We start from the raw sequence: 26,811 nt of genomic DNA, 5'->3' as shown, positions 1-26,811 counted from the left end.
GCGGCGCAGCAAGCGCCGCGTTCCTCTTTGGTGAGCATCGCTTTCAGAGTCAGCCCACATGCCGCAATTTTTTATCGATCGACCAATCTTCGCCTGGGTAGTCGCCCTTTTCATTCTGCTGGCAGGGGTGTTGGCCATCCCGAACATGCCGGTCGCGCAGTACCCCGATGTGGCGCCGCCCGCCATCACGATCACGGCCACCTACCCGGGCGCGTCCGCCCCGGAAGTAGCCGAGTCGGTCACCAGCATCATCGAAGACCAGCTCAACGGCGCCAAGGGCCTGATCTATTACGAGTCGGTCAGCGATTCCTACGGCACGTCGACCATCACCGCCACGTTTGCGCCCGGCACCAATCCCGACCTGGCACAGGTGGACGTGCAGAACCGCGTGTCCAACGTGATCGCCCAGTTGCCCGCCGCCGTGCAGCAGCAGGGCCTGCAGTATGAGCAGACCAGCACCGGCTTTCTGATGATTGTGACGCTGTCGTCCACGGACGGCACGCTGGACCAGACGGCCCTGGCCGACTACATCACCCGCAACGTGAAGAACCCGGTGTCCCGGGTGCCGGGCGTGGGCCAGTTCCAGCTCTTTGCCGCGCCGCGCGCGATGCGCATCTGGGTGGACCCGGCCAAGCTCGTGGGTTTCAACCTCAGCATGTCAGAGGTCAACAACGCCATCGCCGGCCAGAACGTGCTGATTTCCGGCGGCAGCATCGGCGCGCCGCCCAATCCGGATTCGCAGCGCATCACTGCCACGGTCACGGCCAACGGCCAGCTCAGCACGGTCGACGGCTTCGGCCGGATCGTCCTGCGCGCCAATACCGACGGCTCCAAGGTGCTGCTGCGCGACGTCGCCCGCATCGAGGTCGGCGCCGACAACTACCAGTTCGGCGCCCGCCTGAACGGCAAGCCGACAGCCGCCTTCGCCATTGTGCTGTCGCCCAACGCCAACGCGCTGGCCACGGCGCAAGGCGTGCGCAACCAGATGCAGGAGCTGTCCAAGTACTTCCCGGACAACATCCAGTACTCGGTGCCGTACGACACCGCGCCCTACGTCAAGGTGTCCATCGAACAGGTGCTGCACACGCTGGCTGAAGCCATGGTGCTGGTGTTCCTGGTCATGTATCTGTTCCTGCAGAACGTGCGCTACACGCTGATCCCGGCGCTGGTCGTTCCGGTGGCCATGCTGGGAGCGTTCGCGGTGATGCTGGCGCTTGGGTTCTCGATCAACGTGCTGACCATGTTCGCGATGGTGCTTGCCATCGGGATTCTGGTGGACGATGCCATCGTGGTCGTCGAGAACGTTGAACGGATCATGGCGACCGAGGGTTTGCCGCCCAAAGAGGCCACCAAGAAGGCCATGCCGCAGATCAGCGGCGCCATCATCGGGATCACGCTGGTGCTGGTGACAGTGTTCCTGCCGCTGGCCTTCATGAGCGGGTCGGTGGGCGTGATCTACCGTCAGTTCTCGGTGGCAATGGCCGTGTCCATCTTCTTCTCGGCACTGCTGGCGCTGACCTTCACGCCGGCGCTGTGCGCCACCATCCTCAAGCCGGTGGCCAAGGGCCATCACGAGGACAAGAAGGGTTTCTTCGGCTGGTTCAACCGCAAGTTCGACGCCACCACCCACGGCTACCAGAACTGGGTGTCGCGCATCCTGCACAAGGGCGGCCGGATGATGCTGGTGTTCCTGGTGCTGGTCCTCTTGCTGGGCTGGCTGTACCTGCGTCTGCCGTCGTCGTTCCTGCCCGAGGAAGACCAGGGCTATGTGGTCAGCAACATCGAGCTGCCCACCGGCGCCAGCGCCAATCGCACGGTCGAGGTCATCGAGCAGGTCGAAAAATACTTCCAGAGCATTCCCGCCGTCGAGAACATCATCGCCGTGCAGGGCTACAGCTTCAACGGCAACGGCCTGAACGCCGCCATTGCGTTCACCACGCTCAAGGACTTCAAGGACCGCAAGGAGCGCCAGGATTCCGCCGGCGCCATTGCTTTCACCGCCTTCGAGAAGCAGCTCATGGGCATCCATGATGCGCAGGTGTTCACGCTGGTGCCGCCGGCCATTTCGTCGCTGGGCAACGCCACGGGCTTCGACCTGCGCCTGCAGGACCGCGGCGCGGCCGGCACCGAGGCGCTGGCCGCGGCCACCGCCCAGCTGATGGGCGAGGCCATGAAGAGCCCGATCCTGTCGCAGGTCCGCATCACGGGCCTGTCGGCGGGCACGCAGCTCACGCTGAACATCGACCGCGACAAGGCGGCCGCGTTGGGCGTGGACTTCAATGAAGCCGCCTCGCTCATTTCCACCGCCGTCGGCTCGGCGTATCTCAGCAAGTTCCCCAACATGGGCCGGATGCAGAACATCTGGGTCCAGGCCGATGCGCCGTACCGCATGCAGTTGTCCGACGTGCTCAAGCTGAACGCGCGCAACGGGCAGGGCGGGATGGTGCCGCTGTCGACGTTCGTGTCGGCGGAATGGGTTCAGGGGCCGGTGCAGGTCGTGCGCTACAACAGCTACGAGTCCATGCGTATCGGCGGCGCCTCGGCGCCGGGCTACTCCACCGGCCAGGCCATGGAAGAAATGCAGCGTCTGGTCGCCCAGTTGCCGCAAGGCTTCGGCTACGAGTGGACGGGGCTGTCCTACCAGGAATTGCAGGCCGGCAACCAGGCCCCGATCCTGATGGGCCTGTCGCTGCTGGTCGTGTTCCTGGTGCTGGCCGCGCTGTACGAAAGCTGGGCCATCCCCATTTCCGTCATGCTGGTGGTACCGCTGGGCATGCTGGGCGCGGTGGCGCTGGTCAGCGCGCTGGGCATGTCCAACGACGTGTACTTCCAGGTCGGGATGGTGACCGTGATCGGCTTGGCGGCCAAGAACGCCATTCTTATCGTGGAGTTCGCCAAGGACCAGTACGCCCGCGGCATGGGTCTTTATGAATCCGCGGTCGAGGCGGCGCGACTGCGTTTCCGTCCGATTCTGATGACGTCGCTGGCGTTCATCCTGGGCGTGATCCCGCTGGCGATGGCCACCGGCGCCGGTGCGGCCAGCCAGCGCGCAGTGGGCCTGGGCGTGCTGGGTGGCATGCTGGCCGCCACGCCGTTCGCCGTGATCTTCGTGCCGACGTTCTTCGTGGTGGTGCTGGGTCTCTTCAAGACCCGCCCGCGCCTGTTGGGCGCCGAAAAGCGTCTCTTCGAGGAAGAACAGGCTGCCAAGAAGGCGGAGGCCGAAAAGGCGTCCTTGCCCGGAACGCCGCAGCCCGCACAACCCACTGGTGGCCAGGAGGGCAAGGAATGAAAGCCCTGATGTTCAGACAGACCGCCTTGTCCGCCTTTGTGGCGGTGGCGTTGGCCGGCTGCTCGCTGGCTCCCGATTACAAGCGTCCCGACGCGCCGGTCAGCCCGGCGTGGCCCGACCAGCCCAAGGTGCAGTACGGCGCGTATACGCGCGCCACCACGCTGGGCTCGCAGCCCGCCGCCGACGTGATGCCGCAAGCCGGCACGCCCGCCGCGGACCTGGGCTGGCGCGAATTTTTCCGCGACCCGCGCCTGCAGGCGTTGATCGAACTGTCGCTGGTCAACAATCGCGACCTGCGTGTCGCGGTCCAGCGTGTCGAAGAAGCCAGGGCGCAGTACGGCATCCAGCGCGGCGCGCAGTGGCCCAGCATCGGCGCCGGCATCCAGGGCCAGCGTCAGCATCTGCCGGCCAACATGCGGGCCGGCGGCCCCGATTCCAGTTCCATCAGCAGTTCGTACCAGGCCGGGATTGGTCTGACGACCTTCGAAATCGACCTGTTCGGCCGCCTGCGCAACCTGTCCGAAGCCGCGTACCAGCAGTACCTGTCGACGGAACAGGCACAAAAAAGCGTGCACATCACGCTGGTCGGATCCGTCGCGCAGTCGTATTTCAATCTGCGCGCGGCCGAGGTCCAGCTGGAACTGACGCAGCGCACGCTGGCCTCGCGCCAGGAATCCTATGACCTGGTCAAACGCCGCTTCGATGGCGGCGTCGCGTCCGAACTGGACCTGAACCAGTCGAAATCGCTGCTGGACACGGCCTCCGCCGACCTGGCGCAACTGGCCCGCGCCCGGTCGCAAGCCATGAATGCGCTGGTGCTGGTGGTGGGCACGCCGCTGCCCGACACGCTGCCCCCGCCGGCCACGTTCGGCCGCGACCAGTTGCTGGCCACGGTGCCGTCCGGCCTGCCGTCCGACCTGCTGGAACGCCGTCCCGACATCGCGGCCGCCGAAAACCAGTTGCTGTCCGCCAATGCCAACATCGGCGCGGCGCGCGCGGCGTTTTTCCCGACCATCTCGCTGACCGGCCTCTTGGGCGTGGCCAGTCCGTCGCTGGGCGACCTCTTCAAGGGCGGGCAGGGCTACTGGAGCTTCTCGCCGTCGATCACGACGCCGCTATTTGCCGGCGGCAGCATCCGCGAGGGACTGAGCCTGGCCAAGGCGCGCGACAATATCGCGGTCGCGCAGTACGAACAGACCATCCAGCAGGCGTTCCGCGAAGTGTCGGACGCGCTGGCGGGCGAGGCCACCTACGGGGCGCAGCTCGACGCCCAGCGCGCGCTGCAGGATTCGTCGGCGCGGACGCTGGAGTTGTCGAATTTGCGTTATACCAACGGTATCGACAGCTACCTGCAGGTGCAGACCGCGCAGGTGGACTTTTTCAACGCCCAGCTGTCGCTCGTGCAAACCGGCCTGGCCGCGCTGATCAACCGCGTGGAGCTGTACAAGGCGCTGGGCGGCGGCTGGGAAGAAACAACGAAAGTGCAATGATAGAACTCGGTGTAAATATTGATCACGTCGCCACGCTGCGGCAGCAGCGCCATACGGCTTATCCCGACCCGATCGCCGCGGCGCTGCGCGCCGAAGATGCTGGCGCCGACCTGATCACGCTGCATCTGCGCGAAGACCGGCGCCACATCCAGGACGCCGACGTTTACGCGATCCGCCCGCAACTGCGCACCCGCATGAACCTGGAATGCGCGGTCACGCCGGAAATGCTGGAGATCGCCTGCGCGGTCAAGCCCAGCGACGTCTGCCTGGTGCCCGAAAAGCGCACCGAGCTCACGACCGAAGGCGGGCTGGAAGTGGCCGGCGCCTTTGGCCCCGTATCCGACGCCGTGGCGCTGCTGGCCGAAGCCGGCATCCGCGTGTCGCTGTTCATCGATCCGGACCCGGTCCAGATTGCCGCTGCCGCCAAGGCCGGCGCACCCGTCATCGAACTGCACACCGGCGCCTACGCCGAAGCCGAGGGCGAAGCCGCCGAAGCGGAACTGCAACGCATCCGCCTGGCCGTGGCCGAAGGGCTGCGCCACGGACTGCGCGTGAACGCCGGTCATGGCCTGCACTATGGCAACGTCAAGCCGGTGGCCGCGCTGGACGGCATTTCCGAACTCAACATCGGCCACGCCATCGTCGCGCAGGCTATCTTCGACGGCTGGGAAAAGGCCGTGCGCGATATGAAGGCGCTGATGGTGCAGGCGCGCCTGCACGCGCTGCGCGGGCTTTGAACGCGGGCCGATGACGCGTTTTGACCGCTAGCCAGGCGATGCCGATGTCCGACTCTTCTTCCGCCACGCCCGCCGGCGCCATTGCCGGCATCGGCATGGACCTTCTGCGCATCTACCGCATCGAGCGCGCGCTCGCCCGCCACGGCGACCGGTTTGCCGAAAAGATCCTCGGCCCCGAGGAACTCCTGAAATTCCACGCCCGCCGCGCCCGCGACCCGGTGCGCGGGCTGCGCTTTCTGGCGACGCGCTTTGCCGCCAAGGAAGCGTTTTCCAAGGCGATCGGGCTGGGCATGCGCATGCCGATGACGTGGCGGCGCGTGCAGACACTGAACGCGCCGGGCGGCCGCCCCGTGCTGGTGATCGCACCCGAACTGCTGAGCTGGTACGCTGCCCGGTTTGGCGCGGCCCACGTTTCCATTACCGATGAATCCGACATGGCCGCCGCGTATGTGGTGGTCGAGCGCAAGCCCTAAGCCCTTCACTCGGGGCCATCCCCGCCGGCTTGCCGCACCCAAGTTACAAGGACAGCCTCCATGGCCAAGAAAAAATCCAAGGCGGTCCTGCCCCCCGGCCCCGTGATGGTCGATGTGGCGGGATATTCGCTCACCAAGGCGGAAAAGAAGCGCCTGCGCCACCCGCTGGTGGGCGGCGTCATCCTATTTGCCCGCAATTTCGATAACCGCGCCCAGCTCACCGCGTTGACGCGCCAGATCCACAAGGCCCGCAAGGAGCCGCTGCTGATCCTGGTGGATCACGAAGGCGGCCGCGTGCAGCGCTTCCGCGAGGACGGCTTCACGCCCTTGCCCCCGATGCGCGCGCTGGGCGAACTGTGGGACACCGATCCCCTGCAGGCCATGCGCCTGGCGACCGAGGCCGGTTACGTCCTGGCCGCCGAGCTGCGCGCCTGCGGCGTGGACATGAGCTTCACCCCGGTCCTAGACCTGGACTACGGCGTCAGCAAGGTGATCGGCAACCGCGCCTTCCACCACGATCCCCGCGTGGTGACGATGCTGTCGCGCGCCCTGGTTCAGGGCCTGTCCCTGGCCGGCATGTCGTCCTGCGGCAAGCACTTCCCCGGTCACGGTTACGTGGCCGCCGACTCGCACCACGAGATCCCGGTCGATCCGCGCACGCTCGATGAAATCCTGAAGGACGACGCCGCGCCCTATGCATGGCTGGGCGACGCCGTGCTGCCGTCCGTCATGCCCGCGCACGTCATCTACCCCAAGGTGGACAAGCATCCCGCCGGTTTTTCCAAGCGCTGGGTGCAGGACATCCTGCGCAAGCGCCTGGGCTACGATGGCGTCGTGTTCTCGGACGACCTGACGATGGAAGGCGCCTCGGTCGCGGGCGACATCCTGGACCGCGCCAACGCCGCGCTGCGCGCCGGCTGCGACATGGTGCTGGTGTGCAACCGCCCGGACCTGGCCGACGACCTGCTGGCGCGCCTGGAATTCGACCATGCGCCCGAGTCCGTGGCGCGCATCCGGCGCCTGATGCCGCGTTTCGATGCGCCCGATTGGGACACCCTGCAAGCCGAAAGCCGTTACCAGAATGCCCGACGACTTCAATCTCAAATCATTCCTGTCTGACCTGCCGCATCTGCCGGGTGTCTACCGGCACCTGGATGCGGCCGGCGAGGTCATGTATGTCGGCAAGGCGCGCGACCTGAAGAAGCGCGTCTCGTCGTATTTCCAGAAGACGCTGTCCAGCCCGCGCATCGCCCAGATGGTGGCGAAGGTGGCGCGGCTTGAGGTCACGGTGACGCGCTCGGAAGCCGAAGCGCTGATCCTGGAAAACAACCTCATCAAGAGCCTGAAGCCGCGCTACAACATCCTGTTTCGCGACGACAAGTCCTATCCATACCTGCACATCACCGGGCATGAATGGCCGCGCATCGCGTATTACCGCGGCGCCACCAACAAGCGCGGACAATTCTTCGGCCCGTTCCCCAACGCCTGGGCGGTGCGCGAAACCATCCAGATCCTGCAGAAGGTGTTTCGCCTGCGCACCTGCGAAGACAGCGTCTTCGCCAACCGCTCGCGCCCCTGTCTGCTGCATCAGATCGGGCGCTGCTCCGCGCCGTGCGTCGGTGCGATCGAGGCGGCCGAATACGACCGCGACGTGCATCGCGCCGTGCGCTTTCTGAACGGCGAGGCCAAGGACGTCATGGGCGAGATCGAGGCCCGCATGCTGCAGGCCTCGATGGAACTGCGCTTCGAGGAAGCCGCGGCGCTGCGCGACCAGATGGGGTCGCTGGCGCGCGTGCTGCATCAGCAGACCATGGAAAACGTCAGCGGCGAGGACACCGACATCATTGCGGTGGCCATCGCCGGCGGCAAGGTCTGCGTGAACCTGGCCATGGTGCGCGGCGGCCGCCATCTGGGCGACAAGCCGTTCTTTCCGTCGCACGCCGAGGGCGAGGCCGCGCCGCAGGTGCTGGAAGCGTTCGTGGCCCAGCATTACACCGACAACGCGATGCCCCCCATCCTGGTCTGTTCGCATACCTTGCCCGATCCTGAGCTGATTACGCTGCTGGTCGAGCAATCCGGCGGCCGGCCGTCCCGCGTGCTGACGCGTCCGCAAGGCACTCGCCGGTCCTGGCTGGAACAGGCCTCCAAGAACGCCGAGATGGCGCTCGCCCGCGCGCTGACCGAATCCGGCGCCCGCGCCGCCCGAACACTGGCGCTGGCCGAAGCCCTGGATCTGGACACGGACGAAGCCGCGCTGGACGCCCTGCGCATCGAATGCTTCGACATCAGCCACACTGCCGGCGAAGCCACCCAGGCGTCCTGTGTGGTGTTTGAACACCACGACATGCAGCCCTCGCTGTACCGCCGCTACAACATCGCCGGCATCACGCCCGGCGACGACTACGCCGCGATGCGCCAGGTGCTGACCCGCCGCTTTGCCAAGGTCGCCGACGGCGACGCGCAGATGCCGGGCCTCGTCCTGATCGACGGCGGCAAGGGCCAGGTCGAGGTCGCACGCAAGGTCTTCGCGGAACTGGGCCTGGACATCCAGACGCTGGTCGGCGTGGCAAAAGGAGAAGGGCGCAAGGTCGGCCTGGAAACCCTGGTCTTCGCCGACGGCCGCCCGCCCGTCGCGCTAGGCGGCGAATCCGCCGCCCTGATGCTGATCGCCCAGGTGCGCGACGAAGCCCACCGCTTCGCGATCACCGGCATGCGCGCCCGCCGCGCCAAGACGCGCAACGTCTCACGCCTGGAAGAAATCGAAGGCGTAGGCGCCCGCCGCCGCCAACGCCTCCTGGCCCGCTTCGGCGGCTTCTCCGGCGTCGCCCGCGCCAGCGTCGAGGACCTGGCATCGGTGGACGGCATCTCGCAAGACCTGGCAATCCGCATCTACGAGGCGCTGCGCTGACGCCCCGGAATCGCCCAGATGTCACGAACTTGTGTCACCCTCGCCGCCGGCCAACAAGACGCCAGAGCGTTCAGCCTCGCCGATAAGCTCGACGACGCGCCAGGGCGAACGCTCCAATCCAAACCTCCCTCATCAACCCGCCCCCAAATTTCAACCACCCGCCCCGACGAGCAATCCGGGCCGCGCGGATCCGGCTCCGCCGGTCCGCTGCGGCGCCCCTGGGGGAGGCGCCAAAGGCGCTTCGGGGGGGACCGCCCTCTGTTAGGATACGGACACTATGCCAATTAACGTTCCCATTATTCTGACGTGGCTGCGTATCGCCATGATTCCGCTGGTGGTCGGGCTGTTTTATCTGCCCGAAAGCTGGATGTCTGTTCCCATGCGCGACACGCTGGCGGCATGGGCATTCATCATTGCCGCGCTGACCGACTGGTTTGACGGCTGGCTCGCCCGGCGCTGGAACCAGACATCGGCATTTGGCGCCTTCCTGGATCCCGTCGCCGACAAGCTGATGGTCTGCGCCGCCCTCATCGTGCTGCTCGACCTGAGCCGCGTCGATGCCTTCATCTCCCTCATCATCATCGGCCGCGAAATCACCATTTCCGCGCTGCGCGAATGGATGGCCAAGATCGGCGCCAGCGCCAGCGTGGCCGTGCACCGCTTGGGCAAGTTCAAGACCGCCGCGCAGATGATCGCAATTCCGTGCCTGCTGTATAACCAGTCCATCTACGGCATCAACACCAAGCTGCTGGGTGACATCCTGATCATCGTGGCCGCGGTGCTGACGGTCTGGTCGATGCTGTATTACCTGCAGCGCGCCTGGCCCGCGATTCGCGAAAAGGCCATGTGACCGATTTGCCGGGCCGGCTGCGCAACAGCCGGCCCGGTGCAGTTGCAACACCGCACGGCGGCCCGGCTCGCGCAAGACGGCCGCCGTGTCACTTCAAGAGCGATACGCCGGCTCGATCCGGCACGGCACGCGCGCCGCAATCGCCATGAATACGTCGCCCGGACACAAGTCTGCGCGACGCCGGAGACAACCCGCGATCCGCCCAAGGCGGCCCGCAACCTGCCGCCCATGCGCGGCCTTGTGCAATGAACACCGCTACCGCCGCCACCCCCTCGCTCTCGGACGCCGACGTACGCCGTCGCGACTGGAAAATCATCCTGCTCATCGGCGTGGCGCATGCCTCGTCCCACTTCTTCCAGCTGGTCCTGCCGTCGCTGTACGTCGCGCTGGGCCAGGAATTCGGACTGGACTTCGCGCGGCTGGGCCTCCTGGTGTCCACGTTCTACGTGGTGTCCGGCATCGGCCAGGCATCGTCGGGCTTCGTGGTCGACCGCATCGGCGCGCGTCCCGTGTTGTGGTTCGGGCTGGCCTGCTTCGTGCTGTCTGGCGTGCTGATCGGCTCAGCCACGGGCTACGTCATGCTGATGGCCGCGGCCGTCGTGGGCGGCATCGGCAATTCGGTGTTCCACCCGGCGGACTACTCCATCATCAACCACCGCATCACCGCGCCGCGGCTGGGTCACGCCTTCTCCACGCACGGGCTGACCGGCAACCTGGGTTGGGCGCTGACGCCCGTGTTCATCACCACCATCACGCTGCTCGCCAACTGGCGCGTCGCGGCTTACAGCGCCGCCGGCCTCGTGGCGCTGGTGCTGCTGTTGACGGTGCTGGGCCGCAACCTGCTGGGCGGCCCGTCCCCCGTGGACGCGGGCGGCGACGCCAAGGACGCGGGAATTGCGCCCAAGCCCGCCGCCAAGCCGCAAGAGGGCGTGCTGGCGACGCTGTCGGCGCTGCTGGCCAAGCCCGCGCTCTGGGGCGCATTCCTCTTCTTTGCCTGCACGTCCATCGCGCTGTCGTCGGTGCAGAACTACACGATTCCGCTGCTGGGTCAGCTGTACGACCTGTCCAAGGTCACGGCCAGCTCGGCGCTGTCCGGTTACATGGTCGCCTCGGCCGTCGGCATGGCGGCGGGCGGCTTCCTGGTGTCGGCCAATCCGCGTACCGAGCGCACCGTCATGGTCGCGCTCATCCTGGCCGGTCTGACGCTGGTCGTGCTGGCGCTGGGCCTTGTGCCCGCCGTGCTGGCTGCGCCGGTCGTGGGGCTGGCGGGCTTCTGCTCGGGCGTGGCCGCGCCGTCGCGCGACATGCTGATCCGCCGCGTGACGCCCAAGGGTTCGACGGGGTCGGTGTACGGCCTGGTGTATTCGGGGATGGACGTCGGCTCGGCCCTGGGGCCGCTGGCCTTCGGTCTGCTGCTGGACGCCGGCTTGCGGCAGGGGCCGTGGGTGGGCGCGGGCGTGGCGTTCGCCGTGGCCGCCTTCCTGGCGCAGTGGATCGCGGTGCAGGCGCGCCGCGCCGAACCGCCCGCCGCGGTGGCCGCCGCTCGCCCCTGACCGCTGGACACCCTTGATCCGCCTTGACGGCGCCGACGCCACGTTGCGCGCCGTCAAGCTCCGGTTTCGGCCTCTGGCGCCGGCCGGCGCCGATTGACGCCTCGCAAGGTCACGGCATGGCTTCCTCGCTGTAATAACCACATGGTTGGTCTGGTTATTCACAGGAGAAGCAAATGAGAAAGAAAACAACGTTGCTGGCTGCGGGGCTGGTACTCGGACTGTGGGCAGGGCAGGTCTGGAGCGCATCGCAAGAGCCCATCCAGCCCATCGAACCGGCGGTCATCAAAGAGCCGGCCAAGGTCGAGCTGGGCAAGAAGCTCTTCTTCGATCCCCGACTGTCGCGCTCCGGCGCAATCTCCTGTAATTCGTGCCACAACCTGGCCATGGGCGGTTCGGACAACCTGAAGGCCTCCATCGGACACAAGTGGCAGCAGGGCGGCATCAACTCGCCCACCGTGCTCAATTCCAGCCTGAACATTGCCCAATTCTGGGACGGCCGCGCGAAGGACCTGCGCGAGCAAGCCGGCGGCCCGATCGAAAACCCGATGGAAATGGCCTCCACGCACGAGCTGGCGGTACAGGTGCTCAATTCCATCCCCGGTTACCGCGCCGAATTCAAACAAGTCTTCGGCAAGGACAAGATCACCATTGACGAGGTCACCAGCGCGCTGGCCGCGTTTGAAGAAACGCTGGTCACGCCGAATTCGCGCTTCGACCAATGGCTCAAGGGCGACAAGAACGCGCTGACGGTGCGCGAGCTGGCGGGCTATGAGCTCTTCAAGAACAGCGGCTGCGTGGCCTGCCACAACGGCGTGGCGGTGGGCGGCAACTCGTTCCAGAAGATGGGTCTGGTCACGCCCTACGTCACCGAGAACAAGGCCGAAGGCCGCGCCGCGGTCACTGGCAAGGACGCGGACCGCTTCAACTTCAAGGTGCCGACGCTGCGCAACGTGGCGCTGACCTATCCGTACTTCCACGACGGCGAAGCGGCGACGCTGACGCAGGCCGTCGACGTGATGGGCCGCCTCCAACTGAGCCGCACGTTCACGGCCGAGGAAAACGGCCAGATCGTCGCGTTCCTGAAGACGCTGACGGGCGACCAGCCGGTCATTCAGTACCCGTTCCTGCCGCCGTCCGAAGACGATACGCCGCGGCCCGAACCGTTCGTGAAGTGATGCGACAACGGTGAAACAAAACGGCCTTCCCGGGTCAGTTCCCGGGAAGGCCGTTTGCGGTAAGCGCCGGCTATCGATAACCGATATCGGCGCGTATCTGCTTGCTGGAATGCTTACTGCCGAACCGTGCGCACGTCCGCGGGCGGCGCCGCTTCAAAGTTGCTGCGCCACGGATTGATGTCCAGCCCGCCGCGCCGGGTATACCGCGCATACACCGTCAACTGCTCCGGCCCGCAGGCCTGCATGATGTCGCTGAAGATGCGCTCGACGCAGTGCTCGTGGAACTCCGCGTGCTGGCGGAACGACACCACATACCGCAGCAGGGATTCGCGATCGATCGGCTTGCCCCGGTAGCGGATCTGCACCGTCGCCCAATCGGGCTGGCCCGTCACCGGGCAGTTCGACTTCAACAGGCGCGACGCCAGCGTTTCTTCGACCACATCGCCCGCCCGGGTACGCAGCAGTTCGGGCGCGGGCTCGTAGGTGTCGATCTCGATATCCAGCTTGTCTATATAGATGCCGTCCAGCTCGCCCATCTGCAGCTCGGAAAACCGCTGCGGCAGGAAGAAGTCCAGGCCGACCGGCGCGCCCGCGGCTGCGCTCAGGTCGCGTTCCAGCCGGCCGCGCAGGGCTGCCGAATTGACCAGGCGGGTCTGGTTGAACGAATTCAGGTACAGCTTGAACGACTTGGATTCGATGATGTTGGGGCTGTCGGCCGGCACCGAAAACGTCGCCATCGCCACCCGCGGCTTGCCCTTGGCATCCAGCCACGACAGCTCATAGGCGTTCCACAGGTCCACGCCCGTGAAAGGCAGGTTGCCGGCGGTCAGATTGAGCGCTGCGCGGTTGTGCGAACGCGCAATGGGAAACAGCAGCGAGGGATCGTATTGCGAGGCGTAGGCCACGCTCTGCCCAAGCGGGCCGTGAGACAGGGTCATAGCAGAGACAAATAGAACGGGGAATGGCGGCATTGTAGGCGCTTAAAAAGCGGCCGATTTTCCGCAATGTGAAACGTAATTCTCGGGATGTGAAAGTGCGTGCTGCGCAGCAGCGGGACGGCATTTCACAAACGACAATGGCGTTTCATTATACAAAATCCCGTCTGTAACCCATTGATTTATCTGACTAAGATTTTTCCTCTTGTATAAGACCCGGCGTCACATTGCTCCGCAGCACAGGCATAGACTTTCTCCCATCGATTCACGCAAAGCCAGACGCGAATCTTTTGAAGTCTCTTATCACTGACCAGGAGCATCACAATGAGCAATCGCGAAACCGAAATCCGCAATCTTCAGAAAGATTGGGCCGAAAACAGCCGCTGGCAGGGCATCAAGCGCGACTACAGCGCCGAAGACGTCATCCGCCTGCGTGGCTCGATCAGCGTCGAACACACGCTTGCCCGCCGCGGCGCCACGCGTCTTTGGGAGCTCCTGCACAGCGAGCCGTTCGTCAATTCGCTGGGCGCCCTGACCGGCAACCAGGCCATGCAGCAGGTCAAGGCCGGCCTGAAGGCCATCTATCTTTCGGGCTGGCAGGTCGCCGGCGACGCCAACCTGGCCGGCGAAATGTATCCCGACCAGTCGCTTTACCCCGCCAACTCCGTGCCGCAAGTGGTTCGCCGCATCAACAATTCGCTGACGCGCTGCGACCAGATTCAGTGGATGGAAGGCAAGAACCCCGGCGACGAGGGCTACATCGATTTCTTCGCGCCCATCGTGGCGGACGCCGAGGCCGGCTTTGGCGGCGTGCTCAACGCGTATGAACTGATGAAGGCCATGATCGAGGCCGGCGCGTCGGGTGTCCACTTCGAGGATCAACTGGCTTCCGTGAAGAAGTGCGGCCACATGGGCGGCAAGGTGCTGGTGCCGACCCGCGAAGCCGTGGCCAAGCTGGTGTCGGCCCGCCTGGCCGCCGACACGATGGGCACGCCCACGCTGCTGCTGGCGCGCACCGACGCCGACGCCGCCGACCTGGTGACCAGCGACGTCGACGAAAACGACCGTCCCTTCATCACGGGCGATCGCACGGTGGAAGGCTTCTTCCGCACCCGCGCCGGCATCGATCAGGCCATTTCCCGCGGCCTGGCCTACGCGCCGTACGCCGACCTGATCTGGTGCGAAACGTCCACGCCCAACCTGGAATACGCCCGCAAGTTCGCGGACGCCATCCATCGCCAGTTCCCGGGCAAGCTGCTGGCCTACAACTGCTCGCCGTCCTTCAACTGGAAGAAGAACCTGGACGACGGCACCATCGCCAAGTTCCAGCGTGAGCTGGGCGCCATGGGCTACAAGTTCCAGTTCATCACGCTGGCCGGTTTCCACGCGCTGAACTACGGCATGTTCGAGCTGGCCCACGGCTACGCCCGCCGCCAGATGAGCGCCTTCGTGGAACTGCAGCAGAAGGAATTCGCCGCTGCCGAAATGGGCTTCACCGCCGTGAAGCACCAGCGCGAAGTGGGTACGGGCTACTTCGACGCCGTGACGCAGACGATCGAGGGCGGCAAGTCGTCCACGACCGCGCTGACCGGCTCGACCGAAGAAGCGCAGTTCGAACACGGCAAGACGCAGAAGGCCGCATAACGCGGCGGTGTCGGCCGGCGGCGCCCGGTTCCCGCATGGGATGCCGGACGCCGCGCGCAGGTGTGTAGTTGCAGGTGCTGTTGTAGGGTGGATTCAAGGGTGCCTGCGGGCACCCTCTTTTTTTGCCCGCACCACCCGTCCGCGCCGCCGCATTACAGATCGAACTCACAAATCGAACTCACAGATCGAACACGGCCGAATACACCAGCCGCTCCTCCACCACGCGCCGCTGCCGGACGGCGCCCGCGCGCTGCTCGGGCACGGTGCTGTCGGTGTAATAGCGCTCGTACTCGCGCACCGCGACCCGTGCCGGTTTGCCGCCAAGCTCGGGCAGGGGGACGCCCGCGCTCCAGATGACGGGGTCCAGCAGCTCGCCCAGGACGGGGCCTTCGAACACCGGCGGAAAACGCACCACCGGACCGGCAACGATCTCGCCGAGCCGGGCCGGCGCCTCGTGCAACGACACGTCGCGCGGGGTCAACCGGCGCGCCACATCGGTGACCGCCGGACTGATCGTCTGCGCGATGCCCCCGCTGGCTGGACTGAGCAGGCTGGAGGCCAGCACGTTGGCATCGGTCCACGCCAGGTCGGTGTCGAGCGCCGGGTCGCGGGTCTGCAGCACGAGCTCGACCCGGTTGCGGCCGGTTTCGCCGGTCTGGCCGGGGCCGGGGATGAACGAGATGTCCAGATACTCGGACTCCATCGGGAATTGCATCGGCCCGTGCGCCGGGACGACGCCGCGCAGCGTGAACGCCAGCCGGCCGCGCTGGCGGGTGAAGACGGCACGGCGGCGCGGCAGCACCTGCGAGAACTCGGCCAGCACGACGCGCGAGAGCTTGGCGCTGTCGATCGCGTTGGGTTGATACCGCGCCAGCGCCAGCCGCGCAAACGGCATATAGCTGCGGCCCGGGTCCAGCTCGATGTCGCAGTACCAGCGCGCACGCTCGTCGTCCCATCGCACGCGGTGACCGACCACGCGCACGCGCTGGCCGGGCATTTCCTGCAACGGCACGTCCTCGTCGATGACGCGCGCCGGAAAGTCGGCGGCGCGGGTGCGGTGCTTGGGCAGCGGCGCGTCCCACAGCGGATCCATGCCCCACTGCGTGACCAGCGGCGTCAAGGCGTCGGGCACGTCGGTGAAGTTCTTGTTTTCACCGTAGATCACCACGCCCAACAGTTCGCCGTCGCCCGACGAGAACCACGGGCGCTCCAGCCACACGCGCAGCCCGTTGCCCAGGCGCGTGATGTCCAGCGTGCCGTCGCCGGCGGTCTGCTGCCAGCGGAAGGTGGGCAGCACGTACATGAGGCGCGGCGCATCGGGCGGTGCGCTGGCCGGCACGATGGTGTTGGGCGCCTCGCCGGCCTGCGCCAGCACGGGTGCGCCGGGGTCGTCCGGGGCGCCTTCCTGCACCAGCGGCCCCTGCGCGATGGGCCCCAACACGGTCACCTTGTCCGTCTGGTCGTAGAGCGCGGGCGGCAGGTACTCGCGGAACCGCGTGGTGGCGCGCAGCCGGTACCGGATCAGCCGGAAGCGCGTATCGCCGAATTCGTGGCGGTTGCCCGGCGCGCGCTGGCGTGTGCCGTTGAACGACTGTTCCGCGATGATGTGGCTCAGGCTGAAGAGGTTGGGATAGTTTTCGGCCAGCGGCATTTCGGCCAGCACGCCGTGACCGTCGAGCCGTCTTGGACGCGGCCGCGCCGGATCGTCTTCCCATTCGTGCCAGTCGGCCTCGATCTCGATCTTGCCGGTCGTCGGCCCGTGCAGCCGCACGCGCGCTTCCAGATCGACATGCGCCGCGCCGGATTCGCGCTGCGGTTGGCCGGGCAGCAGCAGGAGCGGGTCGCAGACGGGCTGCTGGGTGGCATGCACTAGCACGAGCGGGCGGTACGGCGTCAGCATCCAGCAATTGCCCAGGATGGCGGCGGTCTGCAGGGTCTTGCGGCCGGCGTCGGTGCCGGTCCATTCCGGCAGGCCGAACGTGTTGAGCAGGCCGTGGTGCACGAAGCTGGAGTAGCGCAGCCGCGCAATCATGCCCTTGGGCAGGAAGAACGTCAGGATCCGGTTGTCCTTGTCCCACTTGGGCATGCCGTCGTCCGGATAGCTTTCGGAGCAGGGCGGATCGGTCAGGGTCGCGGGGCGTTCGGCCAGCGCAATGCGCAAGCCCTGCGTGTCGGGCCATTGGCCCGCATAGGTGACCAGCAGCACCAGTTCACCGGCGGACGGCGTGGCCAGCACGGCGACGCCTTCACCCAGTAATGCCGGTCCCGTGACGCCCGGCAGGCTGTAGCCGGGTTGCGCGCGCAGGCAGATGCCCCAGGCGGCCGCGTCGGGCAGATAGGGCGTGCGGACCTGCGCCTCGCCGTGGATCACGTATTGGCCCGCGGCCAGGCGCTGGCCCGTGGGTTCCTCGGCGCTGGGCTGCTGCGGCGGCACCTGGTCCGTCCGGGCGACCTCGGCAAGCGCTTGCGGGGTAATCAGCTCCACCTGCGAACCGGGCAGTTTGTCGAACAGCGTGCCGATGTCGCGCGCCGAAATCTCGTACGCCTTCTTGATGCCATCCGCGGTGCCGAACATGCTGTCGAACAGGCCATGCGTTTCGCATTGCAGCTGGGCGGCTTTCGGTGGCACCACATGCCGTTCGTTGACCGGACTGTAGGTGAAATCGGTGGTGGTCACCGACGCCAGGAAATCCGGGCTGGCCAGATAGACCTGCGGATCCTGACCGCGGTTGCTGCGGATCACCAGGCGTTCCAGCGATTCGCCTTCGCTGGTCCGCGTGCGATGCACCAGCGCGGGCGGGTCCACGGGTTCGAAGCGCCAATAGGTCACCGGCTGCGTGACGTTGTCGTCCTTTTCCAGCGACGGATCGTCCGGCGACAGGCTGTTGCCCGCCAGGTCGACCAGACGCGCACGCAGCCGGTAGGGCATGCCGTAGCGCAGCCGCGGCAGGCTGCCCTTGACCGCGCTGAAGGTCACCGCCAGGCCGTTGCCCTTGTCCGTGACCGTGTCCTGCACGTCCTCGGGCCGTTCGCCCTGCACGCCGCTTGCCGGGTCCGTCTGGTCGCGCAGCGTGCGCCCGGGGCGCGGGGCGACAAGGCTCCAGCCCGTCCAGCGGAACAGCGATTCGTGCAGGTATTGATCGTCGGGCTGCCCGCCGCCGGTGGCGGCCGCGCCTTTGACGTAGCCTTCGTCATCCGGCAGATCCAGGTCCGGGCCGCCGTCGGTGCAGCGGTACACGCCGTGGCGATGACAGAGCGATTGCCACTTTTGCGGGTCATTGGCCGGGTAGGGCTGGACGTCGATACGGTAGCCGCGCAGCAGGTCTTCCGTGTAGAGCAGCATGCTGCCGGGGGCACCCTCCAGCGCCGCATTCTTGAGCGCCGCCGAGGCCGCATTCTGCGCGACTTCGCGCGCACGGTCGCGGCGAGAAATGCCCAGGCCGCCGGAACGCAGCGCCGCCACCGGCTGCTTGTCTCCGGTGCTGTAGGTCACCTCGCCGTCGGCGCCGTGCTTCAGGCTGCGGCCGATCAGGTTCTGGGCCGTCAGGACGAAGTCCACCGTCTTGAGCGCCGCCCCGTCCGGATCCAGCTGGTAGACGTCGAACAGCGGATTGCGCGGCTCAGTAAGATTCCACCGGTCGTCGGCGCTGCGCAGCCGCAGCATGCCGCGCTCATGGTCGGGGCTGCGCGGCCGCGTCGTGAAGCGCTCGGCATCGCCCCGCCAGGCCGTCGCGGGAAAGGCGCCACCTTCGGCCTGTCCGCCGTCCCAGCGGGGCACCAAAAAGATTCGGCCCTGGGCTTGCTGCCCGGCGGCAATCCGCTTGTCCAGCGGCGAATCGGCAGGCAGCACGCAGTCGATCACCAGCCCCAGCCGCCGCATCAGCGCCGGGTAATCGCCATACGAGGCCACGATGGCGTGGAAATCCATCTCGGGCTGCTTGGGCGGAGGCGGTACGTTCTTGCCGTCGGGCCGCCGGATCGCGCGCTGGGCGGCAGTGGGCGGATCGCGGCGATAGAAGCGGTTGGCCATGAAGAGCGTGTACTCGCCCTGCGAGCGCCAGCTCGCCATCAGGCTCTGGTCCACGCCTTGATGCGCCGGGTCCTGCCACCGGCCCGGCATGGCGCGCAGCGCAAACGTGGGGCCGGCCTGCGGCTTGCCATCGGCCTCGCCGCCAGGGGCAGTGGTCTTGCCGGGATACACGCTGTGCTCGCCATAGACCTGTCCGCGCAGCGCGCGGTCGATGCCGCCTTCGCGATCGCCGAAGAACCGGTCCAGGCCCGGCACCAGCTGTTCGACGCGCTCGCGGCCGTCGCCGCGCACGTGTTCGGTCCGGGTGCCGCAGGCTTCCAGCAGGCCGCGCAACCCGGGATGCGCGTTGCGCCATGGCAGCAGCGTCGGGTGCGTGGTGGTGGCGTTGAGCGCCAGGTTTCCATAATGCTCGCGCGTCAGGCTCAGTACGCTGGCGACGGAAAACGAAAACAGGTTCACGCGGCTCATGTCGCGGAACACAAAGCCCGCCACGGGCGTTGCGGGCGGCAGGAGCCGCGTCCAGAGCTGCGAATCGGCCTGCGGCAGCGTTTCCAGCGGGATATCCTCGCCATCGGCGTTCAGCGTGAAGCGCGCGCGGGCAAGCGTGGCGGGCCAGTCCACCCAGTCCGCGTAGGCATCCAGCCGCTGCTCGTCGGCGGCCTGCGGCGTGAGCCGGGGCGACGCCACGATGGACACGCGCAGACGGCCGGCGAATTCACCGTCCGGCACGCGGCCGTTGGGAATGACGGTCCACAGGATGGTTTGCTTGGGCATGGGCAGTCCTCAGGCAAAGGCTTCGGCGTATTCGCGCCAGGCGTAGCGGCTGTCGTCGTCGATGAGCGCCAGTTCCTCGTCCAGCGGCAGGTCGGGACGCGGGCCCATCAGGTCGCGGAATCCCGGGTCGCCGTTGGCGCCCGCGAACTTGCGCTCGCAACTGATCTCCACGGTCTTGGAAAACATGAAGATCTCGATTTCGATCGTCAGCGTGGCGCGTCCGGCGCACTTGCCGCTTTCGAACTCGTAGCGCATCTCCAGGTACAGCTCGATCGACACGCTGATCAGGCCCAGCACGCTGACGTATCCGCCCATGCGGAAATAGCCGGTCAGCGAGCACGCGGTCTGCTCCATGCGGAAATAGATGCCCGCCATGACGTGCACGCCGCCCGAGGCCACGCCCAGGTTCACGGACACGCTGGCGCCGAACTCGAACGCCGCCTCCATGATCTGCACGCCCTTCGGATCCAGAGTGATGCCGAAAAAGCCCCCGCCGCCGAACATGCAGACGGACAGGTTGAAGGGCTGCTCGCGTGTGCAGAAGTTGAAGCGCACCGACAGCGGCTGGCCGATGAAGGGCACCGTGAAGCCCGCGCCCAGGCTCAGGTTGGACAGGTTGAACACGCCGATGGCGATGGCCGGCAGCGCCACGTTGTAGCCTGCGTCGATGCCTTGCGGCGTGATGTCCAGATGCGGCGGATCGGAGAAGCCGTCCAGCGGAATCAGGTCGCGCAGCGTTTCCACGAACGACAGCGGCCCGACGAACTTGATGCCCGTCAGCAGCACGTCCACGTTCATCTTGGACGCGGTGTCCACGCGAAACTCGATCTTCTCGAAATTCAGTTCCAGAAAGCTGGCCGGCGCGATCAGCACCAGGTCAAAGCTCTTGAGCGAACACGTCACCGACAGCTTGGGCGCGCTCTGGCCGTTCTTGCGCACCTTGGCTTCCACGGCCACGCGAAAGCCCTGCGGGTCATTGGCGCGAAAGAGCGGCGGTTCGCCCGCGACCAGCGACCAGCTCTTGATCGCGGGGTTCCAGTCAAAGCGCAGTGTCAATTCGTCGCCGGTCAGCATCTCCAGCAGCTCGGCGCTGGCCAGCACCGCGTCCATGGCGGTTTTCACGGCGCGCAGCGCGGTGGTCAGCAATTGGCGCGGCGCGCCGTCCAGCAGTACGGATGCGGCAATCGTGTCGGACAGCGGCTGCACCGCCGCGGAGACGGCCTGCAGCCGGGGCTTGAGCACCGTGGGGTCCGAGAAGATCGCGCCCAGTTGATCGGGCTGCCCGACCAGCGCATCCAGCGCGTCGTACAGCGTCTTGCCTTGCGTCAGCAGCACGGGCACGACGCCCAGGCCGTTGACCAGGATCTCGGCTGTCCGTGCCGCTTCCAGCAGCGACTGGCGCAGACCCGACGGCAGCGAGACGCCGCCGACCTTGGCGTCCGCCGCGCCCCGCAAGTTGGTGATGGCGCCTTGCGCCGCGGTCAACGCCGCTGGCAGGCCGGGCAGGGCGGGCGCCGTGTCGAACGACATGCCGGCCAGCTGCGCCACCTGCGCGCTGATCGCCGTGGCCGCCGCCGCCAGCGCGTCCACCTGGTCGCGCGCGTTCTGCACCAGGGGTTGCGCGTACGCCTCGGCCTGCGCCTGCAGGTCGTCCAACGTGTCGTCCAGCGCGGTGAGGGCGCCTTGCGCGATGCGGCCCGGTTCCTGCACCATGCCCGCCACCAGCCCGTACAGCCGGCCCGCGTCGTTCACCAGGCTTTCGAGCTGCGAGCAGGCCTCGGCCACGAAGCGCGGCACCTTGTCCGCCTGCCCGGCCACGTCCTCCACGACCTGGATCACGTCGCCCAGCGGAATGCAGCCAAACAACAGCGGCAACGGCAGCCCGCCGCCCGACGCGGGGAACACGTCGGCGCCGATCATGCGCCCGGCGATGAAGTCGTCGGCCTTGCCGCTGATCGGGCCCGCCAGCCGCGACAGCGCCGTGGGCCGCAGATTCGGCTGCACGAAGCCGCCCGAGCGGTCGCCCTGCGCCGAGAAGTCCAGGGACGCGCCGCCCTGGTAGCCGGGCTCCGCATCGATGTCGCCGAACACCTGTCCGGCATTGCCGTCAAAGCCGTGCGCCAGGTAATACGGATTCCATGTCAGCGTGCTGTTCTTTGCGCCGCCGGTCAGCTTGGCCAGAGCGGCGATGCGGATGGCGGCGCGCCGGATGTACGGATAGAAGACGGGGCCGGTCAGGTCGTCGCTGTAGGCCCGCAATTGGACGTTGCCCTTGTCGACGACCGCGTCGAATTCCAGCGAGTCGGCCTGCGCAGCGGTGTCGCCCGCCTTCTGGCTGGGCGCCAGCGTTACCTGCTGCTGGTTCATGGGCGCGCTGCGCTGCGACAGCGGGGCGTTTCGCCACGCGGTCCGGGCGGTTTCGGCAAAGTCCTCCGCCTTGTCGAACATGGGCGTCAGCCATTGCCCGGATTGCTTGCGCGGGCAGGCCTCGCCGCCGTCCATGAAGATCATGGGCAGGTCGAACTGCATGACGCGGCCGTCGATGTCCGTGGCTGCGCAGGCGAAGCGGAACGGTGCCCCGCCCACGTAGGGCCAGAACAGCAGTTGGCCCAAGACGCCGCCGGGCGATGCCAGCGGCGAATCCAGGTTGGGCGTGGACGAGGTCAGGATGCGCACGCTGGTCAACGGCATCTGACGGTGCAGGAATACGGTGTTGCCCGCCGGATCGCGCGTCACGTAGTCGGGATGCGCAAAGACTTTTTCGCGCTCGCGCACGACGATGAAAAGGCGTTGGCGCAGGTACGCCGGATTGCCGCTGCGATCGCGATGGAACTTGCGTTCGCTGACCTTGATGAGCGAGACGCGATGGCCGAACGGAAACAGCAGGCCTTTGTAGACCACGCGCACATAGTGGTCCCGGCCCATCGCGCCGCGATGCGTCCATTCTTCCAGCGACAGCCCGGGCGCATCCCAGTTGCCGCGCGAGTCCAGCCACGCGCCCAGCGCGGACAGCATCAGCAGGTTCGTGCCGATGGCCTGCGGCGCGTAATTGGCGACCGAGAAGTTGGAAGACAGATGCGCGATCTGGAACCGGTCGAAGTCGTCCATCGGCATGCGGAAGGGGCTGATGCCGGGGGCGGGCAGATACGTGCTGGCCGGCACGGGAAAGGCCGATTGCATGGGCTTCGTGGTGCCTTCGCCGCCCAATGCCCAGACCGCGCGCACGGTGCGCTGGGCGTCGGCCTGCGGCGGTTCGACGTCGGGATCGGACGACGCCGGCGCCAGCAGCCGCGAGTGCCACAGCTCCGTATGCAGCGTGGCTGCTGACGTGGCGGGGGATTTCGCGTGGCGCCAGCGCTCCTGTGCATATGGGCTGAGGATCAGCCGCCACGGCAGTTCAATCGCCGTCTGCTGCGCCGTTGGCGGCGCGGGGCGCGGCCCACGCGGCACGGGGATGGCGATGTCGCCGGCGCGCAGCGGCGGTACGTCGGTCCGGACGGCCGGCAGGCGGTAGGCCCGCAGTCCCGGACTGCCGCTTGCCTGCCGCAGCAGCAGATTGGCGCCGGGGGCGTCGGGCTGCATGGCGATGCGCGCGTTGCGCAAGGCAAAGCTCGACAGCGCCGCGCGCTGCGCCGGGGGCAGCTTGGCCACGCGCTTGTCAAAACCGATCTCCAGCAGGTCGTGCCAGCGAAGCGGGGGGCGCGGCGCCTTGGCCGTGGGCGGCCGTGCGTTGGCGGGTACGGCCAACGGCAGCGACTCGACGGCCTGCAGCACGCCTTCCAGCGTGTACGGCACGTCAAAGCCGTCCGGCACGGTAAAGGCCAGCCGGGACTCGTTGGCGATGCGGGCGCGCACCGGCGGGCCGGTCGGCGGCTCGGCGCCGCCGCCGGACGGCTCGGGCTTGGCGGGCGTGCCGGGACGCGGCGGGTCGGGGTTCTTCGTGCCGGCGGCCGCAGTCTCGAAGAACGTTTCCTCGGCGATGGACTGCGGCGGAAAGTGCAGGATCAACGTCGCGGCGCCGCTGGCGGTTTTTTGCAGCCGCGGCGGCTGTCCCGGCGTGATGGTCAGGTTGCGCAGTTCGATGCGCAAGGCCAGCAGATCGTCGGCGCGCAATACCGGATGGCCGGGCCGCGAGCCGTCGAAGAAGTTGCGGTTGTGATCGGGCGGAAAGAGGGGAAGGATGGGCGGGATGCGGACAACGCCGCCATCGATCACCACCCTTGGTCCGCCTGCGGCGGGTCCGCCCGTTGCAGGTTTGCCCGCCGCCGGGCCGCCTGCCGCAGGTTCGCCTGCCGCAGGTCCGCCTGCCGCAGGTTCGCCTGCCGCAGGTCCGCCTGCCGCAGGTTCGCGGCGTTTCACGGTGTCGGTCTTCGCGGCCGGACGAGGCTTTTTCGTGGCCATGCCAGTTCTCCAAACAAGGAACCCGGGAAACAAATCCCTGCCCATGCCCGTGTACGGGCGATGGTCCAGCTACCTGCGAATCGAACTGCGCACAGCGAACTGCTTGAATGTCGGACTGCTTGATTTGCCCGATCTGAATCGAACGGTGCAAGTGGCGAAAATCTATCCGCCCGCCGCGTCTGCCGTCAATGTCGTGACGGGAGGCCGCGCGTGCCCCGGCTGCGCCCGCACGCGATTCCACGAGCGACCGCAGCAACGGCCGGAAAAGCCGGATGGATGTGAACGAAGGTTGTAGGAAGGATGAGGCCAGAGGAACGGTTGAAGTGAATTCTCAACCTTTTGTCCTAAGCGATGCGGTGTAGGTCTGCGGCGCGCAGGTTGGCCGCCATCCCGATTGACGACGTGAATCCGGGTCCGCTTTTTTTTGTTTGCATCCGTAACGAACCCGGCCCCGCTTTGCCTTGCGTGTGTGCTGACCTACGCGGCGGCGCGTTCTTCCTTCAGCGAAGCCATGTCGATCACGAAGCGGTATTTGACGTCGTTCTTCACCAGCCGCTCGTAGGCCTCGTTGACGGCCTGTATCGGCACCATCTCGACATCGCTGACGATGTTGTGTTCGGCGCAGAAGTCCATCATCTCCTGGGTCTCTTCCATGCCGCCGATCGCCGAGCCCGCCAGCGACTTGCGGCCCATGATGAGGTTGGCGCCGGGGATAGGATCCAGCGGCGTCAATGCGCCCACCAGCGCCATGGTGCCGTCCAGCGCCAGCAGCGCCATGTAGGGATTGACGTCGTGGCTGACGGGAACGGTGTTCAACAGAAAGTCGAACGTGCCGGCGTGCGCCGCCATGGCGTCGGCATCGCGCGACACCAGCACTTCATCCGCGCCCAGACGCTTGGCGTCGCGCGCCTTGTCGGCAGACGTCGTGATCATCACCACGTGAGCGCCCATCGCGTGTGCAAACTTGACGCCCATGTGGCCCAGGCCGCCCAGACCGATGACGCCCACCTTCTTGCCGGGGCCGACCTTCCAGTGGCGCAGCGGAGAGTAGGTGGTGATGCCGGCGCACAGCAGCGGCGCGACGGCCTTCAGGTCGAGCTTGTCGGACACCTTCACGACAAAATGCTCGCGGACCACGATGCGATCGGAATACCCGCCAAACGTCAGCTGTTCGCTGCCGCGTTCCTTGTCGTTGTAGGTCAGCGTGGCGTTTTCCTCGCAGTACTGTTCAAGGTTCAGTTGGCATGCCTTGCAATGGCGGCACGAGTCCACCATGCAACCCACGCCGGCGTAATCGCCCACCTTGAACTTCGACACGTTCTTGCCCACTTGTGCGACGCGGCCGATGATCTCGTGGCCGGGCACCATGGGGTACATGGAATTGCCCCAGTCGCCGCGCGCCTGGTGCAGGTCGGAGTGGCAGATGCCGCTATACAGGATGTCGATCAGCACATCGTCATCGCCGGGTTCACGGCGCGTGAAGCTGAAGGGGACGAGCGGGGTGTCGGCGCTGTGGGCGGCGTAGCCTTGGGCTTGGATCATGACGGCCTCTTGGGATGTTTATTGAGCAGGCGTTCACAATAATCCCGGGCTGCTTTGCGGTTCAAGCTAGAATTTCGGCATGATTTATTGAGCAAATTTGCACAATCATGGCGCTCGACAACCTGTCCCACCTTGCCGCGTTCTCCGCGGTGGCCCGCCTGGGCAGTTTCCGCAAAGCGGCCGAAGAGCTCAGCCTGTCCACGTCGGCGGTCAGCTATGCCATCCGCAACCTCGAAGAGCGGTTGGGCGTGAACCTGTTCAACCGGACCACGCGCAGCGTCGCCCTGACCGAAGCCGGCCACCGCCTGGCCGAGCGCCTGCAGCCGGTACTGCACGGTCTGGACGATGCGCTGGACGAAATGAACCACTTTCGCGGCTCCGCCTCCGGCACGCTGCGCATCAATACGTCGCGCGCGGCGTCGTACCTGCTGCTGATGCCGATGGCGGCTCAGTTCCTGGCCGCCTACCCGGACATCCGCCTGGAGATCGGCGAAGACGACAGCTTTGTCGACATCGTGAAGTCCGGCTTCGACGCAGGTGTGCGTCTGCTCGAAGCGGTGCCCGAGGACATGGTGGCCGTTCCCATCGGCCCGGCGCTGCGTTCCGTGGTGGTGGCCTCGCCGGATTACCTGCGGGAGCGCGAGCCGCCCCGGCATCCGGCTGACCTGATGAGGCACGAATGCGTCCGCTATCGTTTCCCCAGTGGCCGGTACTTCAAGTGGGAATTCAAGCGGGACGGCGAGGTGCTGGAGTTCGACGTGCCGGGGCGTCTGGCCCTGAGCGACGTGCATGCCGAGGTGCGGGCGGCCGCCGACGGCATCGGCATCGGCTACGTGCCGGAAAACTACGTTGCCGGACTGTTGGCATCCGGCAAGCTGGTGCGGCTGCTGGAGGACTGGTGCCCGACGATCCCCGGATTCATGTTGTATTACCCCCGCCAACGCCGTGTGTCATCCGCGCTGCGGGCGTTCATCGACATGGCGCGGCAGTGACGCGCCGCGCACGAAGCC

At 66.8% G+C, this 26,811-nt stretch carries 15 protein-coding genes; 11 read left to right on the top strand and 4 right to left on the bottom strand.

Features of this window, described 5'->3' with window-relative positions:
- Positions 1 to 58: 58 nt before the first annotated feature.
- The 9 genes from AB3147_RS18465 (at position 59) to AB3147_RS18425 (ending at position 12,475) form a co-directional block, all read left to right on the top strand.
- Entirely contained in the window at positions 59 to 3,289 is a 3,231-nt protein-coding gene (locus AB3147_RS18465) for a multidrug efflux RND transporter permease subunit (RefSeq protein WP_239213249.1), read from the top strand.
- Positions 3,286 to 4,779, top strand: a complete 1,494-nt coding sequence (locus AB3147_RS18460) for an efflux transporter outer membrane subunit (RefSeq protein WP_175123626.1) — start codon at positions 3,286 to 3,288, stop codon at positions 4,777 to 4,779. Before AB3147_RS18465 ends, AB3147_RS18460 begins: the two co-directional genes overlap by 4 nt.
- On the top strand, positions 4,776 to 5,516 hold the full coding sequence (gene pdxJ, locus AB3147_RS18455; RefSeq protein WP_175138101.1) for a pyridoxine 5'-phosphate synthase: 741 nt from the start codon (positions 4,776 to 4,778) through the stop codon (positions 5,514 to 5,516). The genes AB3147_RS18460 and pdxJ overlap by 4 nt, the downstream gene beginning before the upstream one ends.
- A 38-nt stretch (positions 5,517 to 5,554) precedes the next feature.
- Complete coding sequence (gene acpS / locus AB3147_RS18450; RefSeq protein WP_438861027.1) at positions 5,555 to 5,989, top strand: holo-ACP synthase; 435 nt, start codon at positions 5,555 to 5,557, stop codon at positions 5,987 to 5,989.
- A gap of 60 nt (positions 5,990 to 6,049) precedes the next feature.
- Complete coding sequence (gene nagZ, locus AB3147_RS18445; RefSeq protein WP_367352653.1) at positions 6,050 to 7,108, top strand: beta-N-acetylhexosaminidase; 1,059 nt, start codon at positions 6,050 to 6,052, stop codon at positions 7,106 to 7,108.
- Positions 7,071 to 8,897 (top strand): excinuclease ABC subunit UvrC, encoded by a 1,827-nt coding sequence (uvrC, locus tag AB3147_RS18440; protein WP_367352652.1) that lies wholly within the window; start codon positions 7,071 to 7,073, stop codon positions 8,895 to 8,897. Before nagZ ends, uvrC begins: the two co-directional genes overlap by 38 nt.
- A gap of 277 nt (positions 8,898 to 9,174) precedes the next feature.
- Positions 9,175 to 9,747, top strand: a complete 573-nt coding sequence (gene pgsA / locus AB3147_RS18435) for a CDP-diacylglycerol--glycerol-3-phosphate 3-phosphatidyltransferase (protein ID WP_175123621.1) — start codon at positions 9,175 to 9,177, stop codon at positions 9,745 to 9,747.
- A 245-nt stretch (positions 9,748 to 9,992) separates the two neighbouring features.
- Positions 9,993 to 11,300, top strand: coding sequence for an MFS transporter (locus AB3147_RS18430; RefSeq protein WP_367352651.1), 1,308 nt, complete (start codon positions 9,993 to 9,995; stop codon positions 11,298 to 11,300).
- Between the two features lie 173 nt (positions 11,301 to 11,473).
- Positions 11,474 to 12,475 (top strand): cytochrome-c peroxidase, encoded by a 1,002-nt coding sequence (locus tag AB3147_RS18425; protein ID WP_367352650.1) that lies wholly within the window; start codon positions 11,474 to 11,476, stop codon positions 12,473 to 12,475.
- Between the two features lie 113 nt (positions 12,476 to 12,588).
- Here AB3147_RS18425 and queF read toward each other — a convergent pair whose 3' ends face one another.
- Positions 12,589 to 13,413, bottom strand: coding sequence for an NADPH-dependent 7-cyano-7-deazaguanine reductase QueF (gene queF / locus AB3147_RS18420; RefSeq protein WP_175123618.1), 825 nt, complete (start codon positions 13,411 to 13,413; stop codon positions 12,589 to 12,591).
- A gap of 321 nt (positions 13,414 to 13,734) precedes the next feature.
- Here queF and aceA point away from each other — a divergent pair, with 321 nt between their 5' ends.
- Positions 13,735 to 15,054 (top strand): isocitrate lyase, encoded by a 1,320-nt coding sequence (gene aceA, locus AB3147_RS18415; protein ID WP_175123617.1) that lies wholly within the window; start codon positions 13,735 to 13,737, stop codon positions 15,052 to 15,054.
- Positions 15,055 to 15,232: 178 nt separating this feature from the next.
- Here aceA and AB3147_RS18410 read toward each other — a convergent pair whose 3' ends face one another.
- From AB3147_RS18410 to AB3147_RS18395, 3 genes are all read right to left on the bottom strand, one after another.
- Positions 15,233 to 19,858, bottom strand: coding sequence for a hypothetical protein (locus tag AB3147_RS18410; RefSeq protein WP_367352649.1), 4,626 nt, complete (start codon positions 19,856 to 19,858; stop codon positions 15,233 to 15,235).
- Between the two features lie 9 nt (positions 19,859 to 19,867).
- The gene (locus AB3147_RS18405; protein WP_438860990.1) at positions 19,868 to 24,259 is read right to left on the bottom strand and encodes a hypothetical protein; all 4,392 of its coding nucleotides are present in this window, start codon (positions 24,257 to 24,259) and stop codon (positions 19,868 to 19,870) included.
- Between the two features lie 477 nt (positions 24,260 to 24,736).
- Positions 24,737 to 25,801 carry an NAD(P)-dependent alcohol dehydrogenase gene (locus tag AB3147_RS18395; RefSeq protein ID WP_239213262.1) on the bottom strand — a complete coding sequence of 355 codons (1,065 nt, stop codon included), beginning with the start codon at positions 25,799 to 25,801 and terminating at the stop codon, positions 24,737 to 24,739.
- A 107-nt stretch (positions 25,802 to 25,908) separates the two neighbouring features.
- On the opposite strand from AB3147_RS18395, the gene AB3147_RS18390 reads away from it, so the two are divergent.
- Positions 25,909 to 26,793 (top strand): LysR substrate-binding domain-containing protein, encoded by an 885-nt coding sequence (locus AB3147_RS18390; RefSeq protein ID WP_367352648.1) that lies wholly within the window; start codon positions 25,909 to 25,911, stop codon positions 26,791 to 26,793.
- The last annotated feature ends 18 nt before the right edge of the window (positions 26,794 to 26,811 follow it).

It is taken from the genome of Achromobacter animicus (assembly GCF_040775605.1).
Lineage (GTDB): Bacteria > Pseudomonadota > Gammaproteobacteria > Burkholderiales > Burkholderiaceae_B > Achromobacter > Achromobacter animicus.
Note: the sequence above shows the minus strand (reverse complement) of the source record. Positions and strands in the feature narration are given on the sequence as shown.

Bases quoted from the DNA above. Each gene is read 5' to 3' on its own strand.
- AB3147_RS18465 (WP_239213249.1), top strand. From the start codon at position 59: ATGCCGCAATTTTTTATCGATCGACCAATCTTCGCCTGGGTAGTCGCC.
- AB3147_RS18460 (WP_175123626.1), top strand. From the start codon at position 3,286: ATGAAAGCCCTGATGTTCAGACAGACCGCCTTGTCCGCCTTTGTGGCG.
- pdxJ (WP_175138101.1), top strand. From the start codon at position 4,776: ATGATAGAACTCGGTGTAAATATTGATCACGTCGCCACGCTGCGGCAG.
- acpS (WP_438861027.1), top strand. From the start codon at position 5,555: ATGCCGATGTCCGACTCTTCTTCCGCCACGCCCGCCGGCGCCATTGCC.
- nagZ (WP_367352653.1), top strand. From the start codon at position 6,050: ATGGCCAAGAAAAAATCCAAGGCGGTCCTGCCCCCCGGCCCCGTGATG.
- uvrC (WP_367352652.1), top strand. From the start codon at position 7,071: ATGCCCGACGACTTCAATCTCAAATCATTCCTGTCTGACCTGCCGCAT.
- pgsA (WP_175123621.1), top strand. From the start codon at position 9,175: ATGCCAATTAACGTTCCCATTATTCTGACGTGGCTGCGTATCGCCATG.
- AB3147_RS18430 (WP_367352651.1), top strand. From the start codon at position 9,993: ATGAACACCGCTACCGCCGCCACCCCCTCGCTCTCGGACGCCGACGTA.
- AB3147_RS18425 (WP_367352650.1), top strand. From the start codon at position 11,474: ATGAGAAAGAAAACAACGTTGCTGGCTGCGGGGCTGGTACTCGGACTG.
- queF (WP_175123618.1), bottom strand. From the start codon at position 13,413: ATGACCCTGTCTCACGGCCCGCTTGGGCAGAGCGTGGCCTACGCCTCG.
- aceA (WP_175123617.1), top strand. From the start codon at position 13,735: ATGAGCAATCGCGAAACCGAAATCCGCAATCTTCAGAAAGATTGGGCC.
- AB3147_RS18410 (WP_367352649.1), bottom strand. From the start codon at position 19,858: ATGCCCAAGCAAACCATCCTGTGGACCGTCATTCCCAACGGCCGCGTG.
- AB3147_RS18405 (WP_438860990.1), bottom strand. From the start codon at position 24,259: ATGGCCACGAAAAAGCCTCGTCCGGCCGCGAAGACCGACACCGTGAAA.
- AB3147_RS18395 (WP_239213262.1), bottom strand. From the start codon at position 25,801: ATGATCCAAGCCCAAGGCTACGCCGCCCACAGCGCCGACACCCCGCTC.
- AB3147_RS18390 (WP_367352648.1), top strand. From the start codon at position 25,909: ATGGCGCTCGACAACCTGTCCCACCTTGCCGCGTTCTCCGCGGTGGCC.